The 14015-nt window shown below is 54.4% G+C and carries 10 protein-coding genes; 4 read left to right on the top strand and 6 right to left on the bottom strand.

The window, feature by feature from the left end; all coding sequences use genetic code 11:
• Positions 1 to 2 precede the first annotated feature (2 nt).
• The 5 genes from R2I50_RS07190 to R2I50_RS07210 form a co-directional block, all read right to left on the bottom strand.
• Positions 3 to 296, bottom strand: a complete 294-nt coding sequence (locus R2I50_RS07190; RefSeq protein ID WP_316608481.1) for an STAS domain-containing protein — start codon at positions 294 to 296, stop codon at positions 3 to 5.
• Positions 297 to 470: 174 nt separating this feature from the next.
• Complete coding sequence (locus R2I50_RS07195; protein WP_316608482.1) at positions 471 to 2207, bottom strand: hypothetical protein; 1737 nt, start codon at positions 2205 to 2207, stop codon at positions 471 to 473.
• Between the two features lie 16 nt (positions 2208 to 2223).
• On the bottom strand, positions 2224 to 2691 hold the full coding sequence (locus tag R2I50_RS07200) for a hypothetical protein (protein ID WP_316608483.1): 468 nt from the start codon (positions 2689 to 2691) through the stop codon (positions 2224 to 2226).
• 29 nt (positions 2692 to 2720) lie between these two features.
• Positions 2721 to 4397, bottom strand: coding sequence for a leucine-rich repeat protein (locus R2I50_RS07205; protein ID WP_316608484.1), 1677 nt, complete (start codon positions 4395 to 4397; stop codon positions 2721 to 2723).
• 11 nt (positions 4398 to 4408) lie between these two features.
• Positions 4409 to 5857 (bottom strand): leucine-rich repeat protein, encoded by a 1449-nt coding sequence (locus R2I50_RS07210; protein ID WP_316608485.1) that lies wholly within the window; start codon positions 5855 to 5857, stop codon positions 4409 to 4411.
• Between the two features lie 488 nt (positions 5858 to 6345).
• Here R2I50_RS07210 and R2I50_RS07215 point away from each other — a divergent pair, with 488 nt between their 5' ends.
• The 3 genes from R2I50_RS07215 (at position 6346) to R2I50_RS07225 (ending at position 9950) form a co-directional block, all read left to right on the top strand.
• Positions 6346 to 7119: a hypothetical protein gene (locus tag R2I50_RS07215; RefSeq protein ID WP_316608486.1), complete on the top strand. Its 774-nt coding sequence runs from the start codon at positions 6346 to 6348 to the stop codon at positions 7117 to 7119.
• Positions 7120 to 7312: 193 nt separating this feature from the next.
• A complete protein-coding gene (locus R2I50_RS07220) occupies positions 7313 to 8176 on the top strand; it encodes a glycosyltransferase (RefSeq protein WP_316608487.1) in 864 nt (287 codons plus the stop codon).
• On the top strand, positions 8166 to 9950 hold the full coding sequence (locus tag R2I50_RS07225; RefSeq protein ID WP_316608488.1) for a glycosyltransferase: 1785 nt from the start codon (positions 8166 to 8168) through the stop codon (positions 9948 to 9950). Before R2I50_RS07220 ends, R2I50_RS07225 begins: the two co-directional genes overlap by 11 nt.
• A gap of 230 nt (positions 9951 to 10180) precedes the next feature.
• Here R2I50_RS07225 and R2I50_RS07230 read toward each other — a convergent pair whose 3' ends face one another.
• Positions 10181 to 13195 (bottom strand): HAD-IC family P-type ATPase, encoded by a 3015-nt coding sequence (locus tag R2I50_RS07230; RefSeq protein ID WP_316608489.1) that lies wholly within the window; start codon positions 13193 to 13195, stop codon positions 10181 to 10183.
• A gap of 171 nt (positions 13196 to 13366) precedes the next feature.
• Here R2I50_RS07230 and R2I50_RS07235 point away from each other — a divergent pair, with 171 nt between their 5' ends.
• On the top strand, positions 13367 to 13984 hold the full coding sequence (locus R2I50_RS07235) for a flavodoxin family protein (protein WP_316608490.1): 618 nt from the start codon (positions 13367 to 13369) through the stop codon (positions 13982 to 13984).
• Positions 13985 to 14015 lie beyond the last annotated feature (31 nt).

Raw genomic sequence — 14015 nt, forward strand, 5'->3', positions numbered from 1 at the left:
TATTACTCGATGGTCAGATACTTTGTGAAGCCTGTCAGACGGAATATTTCGAGCACATTCGGTTCGAGATTGCGCAGAACAAGTTTTCCCTTGCCGACGGTATGGTTCGCGCCGACAACAACCCTCAGACCGCCGGACGAAATATAGTCTACCTTAGCCATGTCGAGGATCATCTTCTCACAGTTCGGCGCAGCTTCGTTTACCGCTTGCTCCAGCTCGTTGGCGGTCAGCGCGTCGATGCTGCCCTCGATAGCGATCGTGCAGATTTTCTCTTCAAACGTAGTGTTCAGTTTCATAAAGTGCCTCCTAATATTTGTTCTCCGTTATCACGTGAAAAATCATTGTAACGCATATACATCTGTATTATATCTTTTATTCACATTGTTTACAACATTTTTTATAAAGATAATGAGCTTTTTACAGCTTTTCCGCCGCATCGTCAAGAGCCGTCGGATATGACGGCGCACGTATTACGGATCTTCATCCTTCAGCTTCTCGGACGCGCTGAGCTGATCGTAGGGGATCAGATCGTTGTGGAGCTTTGCCAGATCGTTACGAGAGGACGGATCCCCGGAACCGCTGTAGGTATATCCCAGAGACCTCATGTATGCGTTCCAGCGCTTATGCTCGGTAATGCCGCTCCGGTTCGCTGCCTGATCGCTCAGATTGCTGCGCGCCTTGAGATGGATCGCCCGCGCGGTCGATGACTGATAGTTGTATTCATACCGCCAAAAGTCAGCTTCATCGCCCCATTGTTTATGCAGACGCAGAGCTTCCTGTTCCAGCTCGGAGCTGATGATCTCTTTCTCGGAGAAGGTGGAGGGGATATCTCCGATCGAATGGATATCATACTTCTGGTGTTTGAAGTTCTCGATATTTTCCAGCATCCGTTTCTTGTCGCTGCTGCGGATGATGGTATATAGATCCGGCCGGACGCCCGAGCGCTCGAAGAGCGTTCTCAGCATCGCGGAGATCTCGATATTATCGCTGTCGTTTCCCAGCGAGACGAAGGCAAAGGTCGGATGGGGCAGCGAGCGGAGCATGCTGCAGAATTCTCCCGAGCGAACCTCGACGCCGCTGTGGAGTCTGATCTCGTATGCGGCTTCTCCGGCGGTTTCGACGCCGTTATACCGCGGATCAAGCAGGTCGCCGCACTCCGCCTCGAGCTCCCGCGCGGGAGCGCTGCTTTTGTCAAAAGCGTCGATGACAAGGCGGTAGCCGTCCATCTGACAGAACCAGGCAAGCGATTTAAGCATTTCTTTCCCGTAATGCCCCAGACCGACGATCACGGCTGAGATGGTCTTTACGCCGCCTTCCTCGTCCGCTGCGCCGTAAAAGAGCCGATCGCCGTTATTATACAGGAAGCGGTTGATCAGACAATGTGAAATGTCGATGCGTCTGAGCTTGACCTTACCGGGGTCTGCGCCCGACAGGATCATGTGGCTCTCCGTCAGGGTCGAGAAGAGGTAGATTCGCGTGTGCTCGCGCATACGATACTCGGCGAGCAGCTCCAGCGCGTCGTTTGTGTTCAGCTGTTCGTCGCTGCTGATGGTGAAGAACCATACGGAGCGCTTCCTGCTGTGATATCGGAACGTCATCGTGGTGATATCCTTCGTCAGACACAGCGCGCCGAGCTTCTCCGCTTCATCGGTCAGATTTCCGTTGTGTCCCTTGACCGGGGCGTTGACGCCGCAGAAGATCATCCGCCACGCGGGATGGTTGAGGGAAAGATCCTTCGCGAGCGCCAGCGAATGGTCGTTCAGCTGTGAAAAAACACACAGATTCCGTGAACGGCACCATACAAGCCTTACGCCGGTTCGGAATTTTGAGAAGAAGGACAGGATATATCCGATCGTAAGGAAGGGGCAGACAAAGCACAGCGCCATCAGCGTGACGGAATACGCGGGAAACAGCCCGCTGCCGATGCTGGCGGTTGACGGCATAAAGTTGATATCCGTCAGAACAAAGCTTCTCAGCGTTCGGTTCAACGACATCAGCACCGCCTTTGTAACGCCGACGGCGTCGGTGCCGAAGTTATCGAGCTGTATCGGCAGAAGCAGGGTGAACAGACTCATCGCGTAGCCGATGATCAGCGTTTTTACCGCTGAAGAGAAGGTGTCTTTTTTTCGGTTATACTGACGGATGAACAGCGCCAGCGCCAGGCATATCTCGACGATGGCGATTGTATAGCAAACATTCCAAATCATAGTTGATCTCCCCGTATTACAGCGGTGTGACGAAAGACACGGGGAATCGGGCTTCTTTCATGAACCCGTACAACTCCCGTGAAACCGCGGTCAGTTTTTTGAGAACGTACAGCTCGGCGATCTCATAGCCTTCCTTGCAGTACACGGCGGAGATATCCGTCCACCCGTGGATGAGGTACAGCGTATGGCGGCTGTCATACTGTCTGTCTGAGCTGTCGAAAGTAGGAACGGACAGTATGAGCGCAAGAGAGGTATGAAAGAGCGCGTCGCGCGATCGGATGAGCTGTACGCCGCGCTTTCTCAGCGAGGGAATATCGTACTCATATTCTCCGAACCTCATCAGCGCCCTTGTTCCGAAGTACTTACGGGTTTTGATCTCTATCAAAGAGTCCCGCCGCGGATCGGCGATCGCTTTGACGGATTTGAAAGAAAAATCGTAAGTGTATTCTCGTTTCAGGGTGGTTAACAGTTGTGCCAATTCCATAGATGTCTCCGATCTGAATGTTAATTCGGCTATTCGGCGCTGAACGTAAAGCCGTTCTCTTTCGCAAAGCGCTGTGCATAAGAATCCTCGGCGCCCATGACAAACAGCTCTATGCCGCTGTCAAAGGCGGCGGAGTCGATTTTGGTCACCGTCGGAGGGATCCGGATCCCGTTTAGTCCGCTGCAATATCGAAAGGCGTTTTTGTCGATGCTCTCGATACCGTCTGGGATGTAGAGTAACGACAGAGAGGGACAGGACTGGAACATAGCTTCGGAGATCTTGCGAAGCTTTCCGGACAGGTTGATCGTTGTCAGATCACTGCAGTTTGAGAACGCGGAGCTTCCGATGGCTTTTACGTTGTTGCCCATGGTGACGGACCGCAGCGCGGAGCACAGGTAAAACGCCTTATCGCCGATCTCGACGAGACCGTCGGGCAGCGTGATCGCTCCGAGCTTAAAGCAGCCTGAGAACGCCGAAGCGTCGATGTGTGTAACAGTATCGGGAATGCTTACCGATACAAGGTTTAAACAGGAGGAAAAGGCTTCGGGACCGATCTCGGTGACGCCCTGCGGTATCTCAAAGCGGCGGGATGACCGCTTGGGCGGATAGAACAAAAGCTTTGTCCTCTTTTTATTGTACAAGCATCCGTCAAGAGATGCATATCGCTCGTTTTTCTCATCCACCTCGATCGTTTTCATTCCGCTGTATGTGAAAGACACGGTGCTCACGCCGGCGTCTCCCAGCTCCGTTACGGAGGCGGGGATACGGATGGATTGCAGAGAGGTGCAGTACTCGAAAGCTCCCAGACCGATCGAGGTCACCTGATCGGGTATCTCGATGTTTTTTAGAGCGGCGCAATTATCGAACGCCATGGCGCCGATCGTTTTCAGCGACCGCGGCAGCGTGACTTCGGTGAGGCGCTTTGCGCCGGACATAGCGTTATTCGGTATGGCGGTAACGCCTTCCTTCACGGTCAGGGTACGGATCTCTCCGATATATCTGCTCCAGGGGACAACGGAACGGATAGCGTCGTCTGAGGCGGCGCCGTCTCCGTAGATCGTCAGCTCCCCTGCTTCGGGATCATAGTTCCATTGACATTCGCCGATGACTCCCTTTGTGACAGCCGCGTTCTCCCGGGCGGTGTTCACGATGTTGTTGATGATGAAGCTCATGCCGATCAGCAGACCGATCGCCGCTATGACCGCTGCGGCGGACAGGATTACGCTGCTGCGTCGGTACTGCTTGAGGCGAGCCTTCATATATGCTTCGTCCGGCGTTCCGCTCTGCTTTTCAATGTGCCGGTTGACGGATTGAACCAATTCCTCAAGTGCGTCGAAAAGCCGATGATAAGCGTTGATTCGCTGATAACGCGAGAGCATCGTGTCGAAGGCGTCCTCCAGTTTTACGTTTTTGAACGCAAAGGGCACGATATCCTTCCTTAATCGGATGGCGGATTTCAGCTCCAGAGTGACCCAGTCGGACGCCTGAGCGTCGGCGGACAGTACCACGACGACCACACGGCAGCCTTCGATCGCTCGCGGGATCTCGGTGGTGTAATCCGAACCGGAGGGAATGCTTTCCGGCGCCATCCATGTGCTCAGTCCGCCTGCGTTGAGAATGTCGCGGATCAGGTAGGCTTCTTTCTTCTGCTTACTGCTGTAGCTGATGAATACATCGTTGGCGTATGGGGTGCGGTCATAGTTCATTACTGTTCACCTCAATTCGTTGCCTGAAAGATCAGGCTGTTATCGTTGGCATATTTCTCGGCAGCGGAGTTTTTGCTGCCCTTTACGGTCAGGGGATAGGTGCTGATCTCATCGTTCACATCGGCGTATGACAGGGCGTACATGCCGATCTCGGTAACGGAATCAGGCACGGTGATCTCTTTAAGACTTGTACACTGGTAGAAGCCGGCGGTATCGATACCGCGCAGACCGTCGGTCAGTGTAACGGACTCCAGCTGCTCGCAGCATAAAAAGGCGTTTACACCGATATATGTGACGGATTCCGGTATTTCGACTTTTTTCAGCCCGGAAAACGAGAAGCAGCCCATCGGGATCTCTTCGATTTTATCGGAGAAGGTTACGCCTTCGAGCTTTGAACTGTTATGGAACGCAAACTTCTCGATGGTGTGTACGGATTCGGGGAAGGAATAGGATCCCGATTTGCCGGAGGGGAACTGGATGATGCGGGTTTTCTCGGCGTCCGTGAGTACGCCGTCGTCCGCGCGGAAGTAGGCGTTGTCTTTATCGACGATGAAGGCTTCAAGATCGTTACATTCGGAGCAGGGCGCAGAGGCTATGAAGTTAACATAGGCGGGGATCGTAAGCGTGGTGATCGGGCATTGTGAGATCATGCCGCCGCTTATGCTGAAAACATATTCGGGGATCGTAAGCTCGACCAGGAGAGGGCATTGACAGAAGGTCTGAGTTGTAATGCTCTCCAGCGAGTCGGGCAGACTGACCTTTGTCAGCGCGTTCATCTGATAGAACGAGCATGTTCCCAGCCTTGTGACGCCCTCTTCGACAACAACGCGCTCGATCGCGTCGGCGTATTTTTGCCACGGCGCTTCTCCCTCGGAGTAGTCGGCGCACTCGGCTTTACCGTAGATGTTGAGCGTTTTGCTTCCGTCGTAATAGCGCCAGCTGCAGCCTCCGGTATCGCCGGAGTCAGTCGGCTTCGGGTTGAGAATGGATACCAGTATCAATGCCGACAGCCCGATCAAAACAACGATTCCGGCAACAACGCCGGTGATAAGCAGTTTTTTCTTCCACTCCTTACGCTCCTTTTCCTTGACGGATTTTACCATCGTGATCAGGCGGGCGAGCGATTCGTCGTTCTCGGCGTCAACGTTGATGCTGTTTTCCGTCAGGAAGCTGAACGACTCGCCGATCCTCTGCTTGGCGACGGTATAGCTGATGATCTCCTTTTTCTGTTTGACAGCGGTCTCGACCTGCATGATAATGCCGCTGTCATCCTCGGCGGCGCCGTTCGATACGATGAGCACCAGCGCCTTGCAGTCGTCGATCAGATCCTTTAAGCTGAGATTTGCCGTCAGAGCCGATACGTCGGTGCAGGTTATGCCTTCGGCGGCAAAGCCGGTACGTATCGCGTCCGCAAAAGCCTTGTCGGCGGGGCTGTAGCTCAAAAAAACGTCGTATTTCATAGATAAGATACCCCCTAAACGATTGAAATAATAAGTGAAATAATAAGTTCTTCGCAGCGAAAAGGTGTTATTGTAAAGAAAAACGACATACTCTTAGCCAATTATAACATAATTATGCATATATGTCGATGGTTTTTTGAAAAAACTTATAACTGAATTATGAGATTCCGGTCGTCAAAAATGTGATTAAAAAAAGATAATCTGCCCGCCTCTTCGTACCGGGACTGTTCGCGAGCATGTTAAGCGGGGGGAGGGGATAAGGAGAGGCAAGCCCTCCCGCCGACTGCGCGGCACATTTCGACCGACCCCTCTGATCCCGCATAAACGCTGGATTTCTACTATGAGTAGAGTCCTTCTACCGTGTGGCGAGAGAGTAGTAGAAAACTCTATTTTATTTGTAGAAGAAATATTGACACCAGTAGCTTTTTATTATACACTGAACTGTGTATAATATTTTTCGGCAAGAAACGACACGGGAGGTGACGGACATGGATAAACGCAGGGTGATCTATTATCACGATGAGCTCAACGATGAGTTCTCCACCGCGGTGATCGAGCCGCGCACGATCGACGGCAGTTATATCTATGACCGTCATGGTCCGATCCGCGCCTTCACGCGCTTTTTCTGGTATCGGATCGTCGCGACGCCGCTGGCGTTCCTCTATGTCAAGCTCAGCCTGCACCAGCGCTCCGTCGGTAAGGAGAAGCTCAAGCCGTTTTTAAAGACCGGCGTCTATCTCTACGGCAACCACACACAGGATATCGGCGATCCGCTGACCCCGAACGTCTTTTGCTTTCCGAAGCGGGTCTCCTTCATCGTCCATCCCAACAACGTGTCGATGCCCGTGCTCGGACGGATCAACCCTTCGCTCGGCGCGATCCCCCTGCCCGATACCCGCGAGGCGTATCGCAACTTTCAGGACTGCGTTAGCGGACGTATCGACAAGGGACACGCGGTCGTCATCTATCCCGAAGCGCATATCTGGCCGTATTACACGAAGATCAGACCCTTTCCCGACGCATCCTTCGGCTATCCGTGTAAGAACGGCACCCCGGTGTTCTGTTTTGTCAACACCTATCAGGAGCGCAAGGGCAGAAAGAAGCCGCGCATGACGACCTATATCGACGGCCCCTTCTACCCCGATATGGAGCTGAGCCTCAAGCAGCGGCGCAGAAAGCTCCGCGACGAGGTCTACGCGCAGATGTGCCGGCGTGCCGAGAACTCTGATGTTGAGATCATAAAGTATATCAAGGCAACATGACGCCGCGTCCCGTTCCGCGCAACATGATGTTGCATCCCTTTCCGCGCAACATGATGTTGCATCCCGTTCCGCCTCTTAAAGAGTTTATTTTTTACTGACAGTCATCTGAGGCGGGGCAGAACGGCTTCTTTGCTTTCGTTCTAAAAGATAATCTTTTCATAGATTTCGAATAAACTCCCTTTCTGGAGGAAATATGGTAAACGTACTTTTCTGCGGAAACGACGGGGTGTTCGACGGTTTTTTGACCTGTATGCTCTCGATGATGAAGCGTACTTCTTCCGACGAGCCCTTCGCTTTCCACATCTTCACGATGGAGCTGACCCGCCTGAGTCCCAGGTACACGGGTATCCCGCCCGAGCGCGTCGCTCTGCTGGATAAAACGATCAAAAAATATAACCCCGGGAACACCCTCACCGTCACCGATGTGACCGATCTGTACGCCCGGGAGCTCGCCTACTGTCCCAACGAGGGCGCCTACTGCTCCCCCTACACGCTGATCAGGCTTCTGACCGATCTGGTGGACGGTATCCCCGACAAGCTGCTGTATCTCGACGCGGATATCATGTTCAACCGCGACGTACACCTGCTGTATGACACCGACCTGACGGGCTATGAGCTCGCCGCGGCGCGCGATCACTACGGCAAGTATCTCTTGTATCCCAACTACATGAACGCGGGCGTCATCCTATTCAACATGAAGGAATGTCGCCGCACGGGTTTATTTGAGAAGGCGCGTAAGGAGATCAGGCGAAAGAAATTTCTCTTTGCCGATCAGACGGCGATCATCCACGCGACCACGAGGAAGAAACTCCTGCCCCAGCGCTTCAACGACCAGAAGTTTCTGCATAAGCATACTGTGGTGCGGCACTTCTCGAAGCGGCTGTTCTACCTGCCCTATCCCCATACCGAGAACATCAAGCAGTGGCAGGTCGACAAGGTACATAACACCTTCCGATACCATCAGTTCGACGATATTCTCGAGGAGTATCAGGCTGTGATGGCACAGGAAAATAAGGCATATAAAAATTTAGATGGAGAGTTAAGACATGGCGAATAAAGAAATAATTCCGATTTTTTACGCGTGTGACGAGGGCTTTGTCAAGTACAGCGTTGTTTCACTTCATTCGATGATCGTGAATGCCGACCCCTCCTTTCACTACGCGATCCATATCCTTCATTCCGGTATCTCCGAAGAAACGCAGAAGAAGGCGACTGCGCTGTCAAAGGACGGCTTTGATGTGAAGTTTGTCGACGTCAGCGAGCGCCTGCATGCGATCAACGACATTCTGCCGATCCGCGACTATTATTCCAACACCACCTATTTCAGACTGTTCATCTCGGATATGTTCCCGCAGTATGATAAGGTCATTTATATCGACGGCGACACCATCGTGCAGGGCGATATCAGCGAGCTTTACCATCACGAGCTCGGCGACAACTGGGTCGGCGCCTGTCACGAGCAGGCGATGGTTCAGACCGACCATTACGGCACCTACGCCGAGCAGGTCGTCGGTGTATCGCGCCATAACTTCTTCAACGCGGGTCTGCTGCTGATCAACGCGAAGATCTTCCGTGAGAAGCAGATTTTGAAGCGCTTTGCGAACGCGCTCGCCGAGTATCGTTTCGTCGTTACGCAGGATGAGGACTACCTCAACCTGATCTGTAAGGATCATATCCTGTGGCTCGATCAGCGCTGGAACACCGAGGCTTACTGCACGTTCCCTTACCCGATCGAGGAAGCGAAGATCATCCACTACATCATGGTCAGCAAGCCGTGGCACTATGCTGACTGCACCGGCGGCGATATCTTCTGGCGCTACGCCAAGGAGACCGCCGAATATGACGAGATCCGCGCTGTACTGGAGAACTACAGCGAGGAAGAAAAAATAAGAGACGCGGAGGCGATGGATAACTTGTTGGCACTGGCAAAGTTCGAAACCGAAAAGGAAGATAATTATCAGAAGAAGCTCGACAGCGAGGTCCGTGCAAAGGACCGCGTCGCGATCCTCGAGAAGATCAAGCAGTATGAGCGTGAAGGCCGCTTCGACGAGGACGTCGAGGACGATCCGCCCTCCCGCACCCTCATGCCCGACGAGATCGAGTACGGCACCCGCGGCATCCGCAAGAAGATGAAGAGCAAGGTCGCCTTCGCCGCGGCGCGCCGGTATGTCAATTCGCTGATCGCCGACAAGAAGCTGATCATCAAGGATATCAAGGGGATCGAGAACTTCCGCAACCTCAACAGCGGCGCGATCATCACCTGCAACCACTTCAACGCCTTTGACAGCTTTGCGATGCAGCTCGCTTACGACGCTGCTCAGCAGCCGAAGCGCACCTTCTACCGCGTGATCCGCGAGGGGAATTACACCTCGTTCCCCGGCTTCTTCGGCTATCTGATGCGCAACTGCAATACCCTGCCGCTGTCCTCCAACCTCGGCACGATGAAGAAGTTCATGCAGGGCGTGGATCGTCTGCTGAAGGAGGGTCACTTCATCCTGATCTACCCCGAGCAGTCGATGTGGTGGAACTACCGCAAGCCCAAGCCGCTGAAGAACGGCGCCTACAGCTTTGCCGCGCGCAACAACGTCCCCGTGCTGCCGTGCTTCATCACGATGCAGGATTCCGATATCATGGGTGAGGACGGCTTTTATGTCCAGGAGTACACCATCCATATCGGCGAGCCGATCTATCCCGATCCCGAGCGCTCCTATCGTGAGAACGTCAAATACCTGCGCGACAGCAACTATCAGCTCTGGAAGGAGATCTACGAGCGCGAGTACCACATGCCGCTCGTTTACGATACCGCCGAGATCAAGCAGAGCGAAGAATGATTCTTACAGCGGCTGAATGCCGACATACAGATAAGATAAACGGTACAGAAAAGCCGGCTCACACGAGCCGGCTTTCTTATACTAATCCTTGATAAAAAGATTTAATCAGATATTAGTGATATATTTCGGATAGCGCGACGGGAGACGCAGACAGGCTGGCGCCTGTCAAGGAATAGCGCAATAGATGATAAAGGTTTTTATTAAGGATTAGTATTAATATGGTATTCGATTTAACTGTCGCGTTTTTTGTCGAGACCGAGGTTGATCTGCTTGTGTACGATCCATGTACCGATGAGGTAGATCGCGGCGAGGATCAGCAGCGCGCCGCTGTCGATCTTGAGCAGGGTGCCGGATTCGCTGGCAATATTCGCGGAAGCCGCCAGCGGCGACATCGTAACTGCCGCCAGCGTGATGCCCGCGATCAGTCCGTAGCGGATCATCTTCTTGGTCGGATTCTTCCACAGCTCATAGCCGAAGATGCCGATCGCGGCGTAGATCGCGGCATAGATCAAGGTCGTGATGATGACCGTGGTGCGGCTTGCATTGACGTCAACCGAAATGATCGAGCCGGTGTCGGTGACGAGCTCCACCACCGCGAGAACGGCTCTCAGGACGAGCACGACGCCCGACGCAAGCACCAGACGTCTGCCGATACGGAAGGAACGGTTGAGCTTGACGTTTTTGAACTCCTTGCGGGCGTAATTCTCGAGCGCGAAGTGCAGCAGAATAAAGGTGGGGATCGCGACGTACAGGAAAATGCGCAGAACGATGAAGTTATCCAGGTCGCCTGCCAATGCTTTGACGGAGGGAGAGTTCATCGGGCGGAAGAACTCCTGTGCCAGCTGGGAGTCAAAGAACGTCTGACCCGCCGCCTTATCGAAGGTGACCATATCGCCGCCGATCGGCCTGCCGGTGATGTAGGCGGAGGGGAGCATCAGACCAAGCGTCGTGACGACCGCGAGCACGGCGGCGAGCGCCAGCCTGCGGTATTTGTTGAAGGGGATACACATCGAGAATACGACGATGATACCCGATACGAACATCATGACCGTCATCATGGAGCGGACGTTCTCGTCGGCGATGATCGGCTCCATGTGGAACGCCTTGGGTACCGCGTTGAGGATGATCGGCAGAAGGATCGCGAACGCCGCCAGACCGCCCGCGGCGATCGACTGCGTCAGGATGTTCTTCATAAACGAGCCTCTGACGGGTGTGCGGCGGGGCTCCAGCGAGAGCAGGAAGCCGCCTGTACCGATGACTGCCGCCTCGAGCATGTACATGTTCTCAACCGAGAACCACATCTGACCCTTTGCGAGCGGGATCAGACCGAAGGCTAAGAGGAATACCGCGATGGACTTCATCAGGTACAGCACGGCGGTTTTCTGGATGTTGCCGATGACGCGTCTGCCCTCGCCGACGACCTCCTTGAGATGGCTGAAGTCGTTATCCAGCAGAATGACGTCGGAGCAGGACTTCGCCGCCTCGGTCGCCTTGGCGAAGGTGATGGAGCTGTCGGAGCGGCGCAGGGCGAGGATATCGTTGACGCCGTCGCCGGTCATGGCGACCTTGTGGCCGACCGCCTGCAGCGCCATGACGAGCGCTTCCTTCTGCTCGGGAGATACACGGGCAAAGACGGTGTATTCTTCCGCGAGCGCGGGGATCTCTTCGAGAGAAACGCCCGCGAGGGAGATGTATTTCTCTGCATTTACGATGCCGCACTTTTGAGCGATCTTGCTGACGGTCAGCGGGTTGTCGCCCGAGATGACCTTGACGGTGACGCCGTTCTCACGGAAGAACTTCAGCGTGTCGCCCGCCGTCTCACGGATATGATCCTCGATGGCGATGAAGGCGATCAGCGTGCCGTCCAGCGTGACGGCGATGACGCGGTTGCCGTTGTTCGCCTGCTCGGTAACGTAGCTCAGCCGCTCGTCGGATTCGGGCAGAAGGTATTCGGGGGCGCCCATCAAGAGGCGCTTGCCGTCGTTCGTCACCAGTCCCGAATACTTGTTGGCGGAGGAAAAGGGGATTTCCTCTTTGAAGGACGCCTTTTCATCCGCGCCGAAATGCTGATAGATCGCCTCGGCGGTGGCGTTGCGGTCGCCCGCGGCGCCCATCAGCAGGCGCATGTAACGCTCGACCTCGTCCGTAGGGGCGAAGGCGTTGACGTCGTGGACGGACATCGTGCCGTCGGTCAGCGTGCCGGTCTTATCCAGACAGATAACGTCGACGCGGGAGAGGTTCTCGAGCGAATACAGCTCCTGAACCAGCGTTTGCTTCTTTGTCAGTCCCGCGATGGAGACCATCAGCGCGACGGAGGTGGTCAGTACCAGACCCGAGGGGATCATACCGATACCGAACATGCCGTCGGTCAGTACGATCAGCGACCATGATACCGAGTCGTTCAGCGACAGGCTCAGTCCGTCCCATACGGAGGTGTCGGAGCCGTAGCTGCCGATCTTGATCGCCAGCGTGGTGGTGCAGACGACCGCCACGATGCACAGGCATACGGTCAGCACCTTGATGATCTTCATGATGGAGGTCATCAGCTCGGATTTATGGCTCGCGCCGCTCTTGACCTTACGGGTCAGCTCGGCGGCATAGGTATCGTTGCCGATCTTCTCGGCGCGGCAGCGCGCGGAGCCTACGATGATCGCGGAGCCCGAGAGGATCGTGTCGCCCGCGACCTTCTTGACGTGGTCGGCTTCACCCGTGAGCATGCTCTCGTCGACCTCGACCTCGCCCGTCAGCACGGTCAGGTCGGCTGTCGCCTGATCGCCCGCCGAGAGTGCGACGATGTCGTCGAGGACGATAGCGTCCGCCTCGATCGCCTGTACCTCGCCGTCGCGCACGACCTTACTTTTGGCGCTGGTGACGATGCTCAGCTTCTCGATGGTTTTCAGGCTCTGGATCTCCTGGAAGGTGCCCATGCCGACGTTCATGATCGCCGGGATCAGAAAGACGAACTTGGAAAAGCCGAAGTAGGTGTTCACGATGTCGCTTCTGCCGACTGAGTTGAGGTAGATGATCAGGATGATGTAGATCAGCGCGATCGTGAACAGCACGGTGTTGAAGAAGGTAAAGGTATTGTGCGCGAGGATCTTCAACGGAGTTTTCTTGTTGGGGTCCGTCGAGGTGTTGACATAGCCTTTTTTGACGCGCTCTTCGACAGCCTGTGCCGACAGTCCGCTCTCGGGCGATGCCTGTACGCGCTCGATCGGAGCCTTTTCGGTTAATTTTTTTGCCATGTTTTTCTCTCCTGTAAAGAAAAATTATGTTTTATTATAACATCTTACTGAAAAAAATACAATAGAAATGCATGAATATTGATGAAATATGCGGAAAGATAATGACCGCTTCATTGACAGAACGCCCGCCGCATACTATAATATATCAAAAAGAGATGAAGGAGAGGTACTGTGAAGGTTTTGATGATCAACGGCTCCCCGCGCGTGAACGGCAATACGTCGATCGCGCTCAAGGAGATGGAGAAGGTATTTGAGGAGAACGGTATCGAGGTCGTGACTATGCAGATCGGCAACAAGGCGATCCGCGGCTGTATCGCGTGCAACTCGTGCGGTAAAAACGGCAGATGCGTCTTTGACGATGAGGTGAATCTCGCGGCGAAGGAGTTCGCGGACGCGGACGGACTGGTGATCGCGTCGCCTGTCTATTACGCGAGCGCCAACGGCACGCTGGTGTCCTTCCTCGACAGGCTGTTTTACTCTGCGCCCGTCGATAAGCGGATGAAGGTCGGCGCTTCGGTAGCCGTCGCACGCAGGGGCGGCCTTTCGGCGACCTTTGACGAGCTGAACAAGTACTTCACCATCAACAATATGCCTGTCGCCTCCAGCCAGTACTGGAACAGCGTCCACGGCAGAGAGAAGGGTGAAGCCGAACAGGACGGAGAGGGTCTGCAGACCATGCGCGTGCTCGCCCGAAACATGACCTTCCTGATGAAGAGCATCGCGCTCGGAAAGGAGCAGTTCGGACTGCCCGAGCAGGAGGATCGCGTGTTCACGCATTTTATCCGCTGATATTTGACTATGAACGAAGGGGCTATCGCGC

Origin of the sequence: uncultured Ruminococcus sp., assembly GCA_902785355.1 — a bacterium.
Classification (GTDB): Bacteria; Bacillota; Clostridia; order Oscillospirales; family Acutalibacteraceae; genus Ruminococcoides.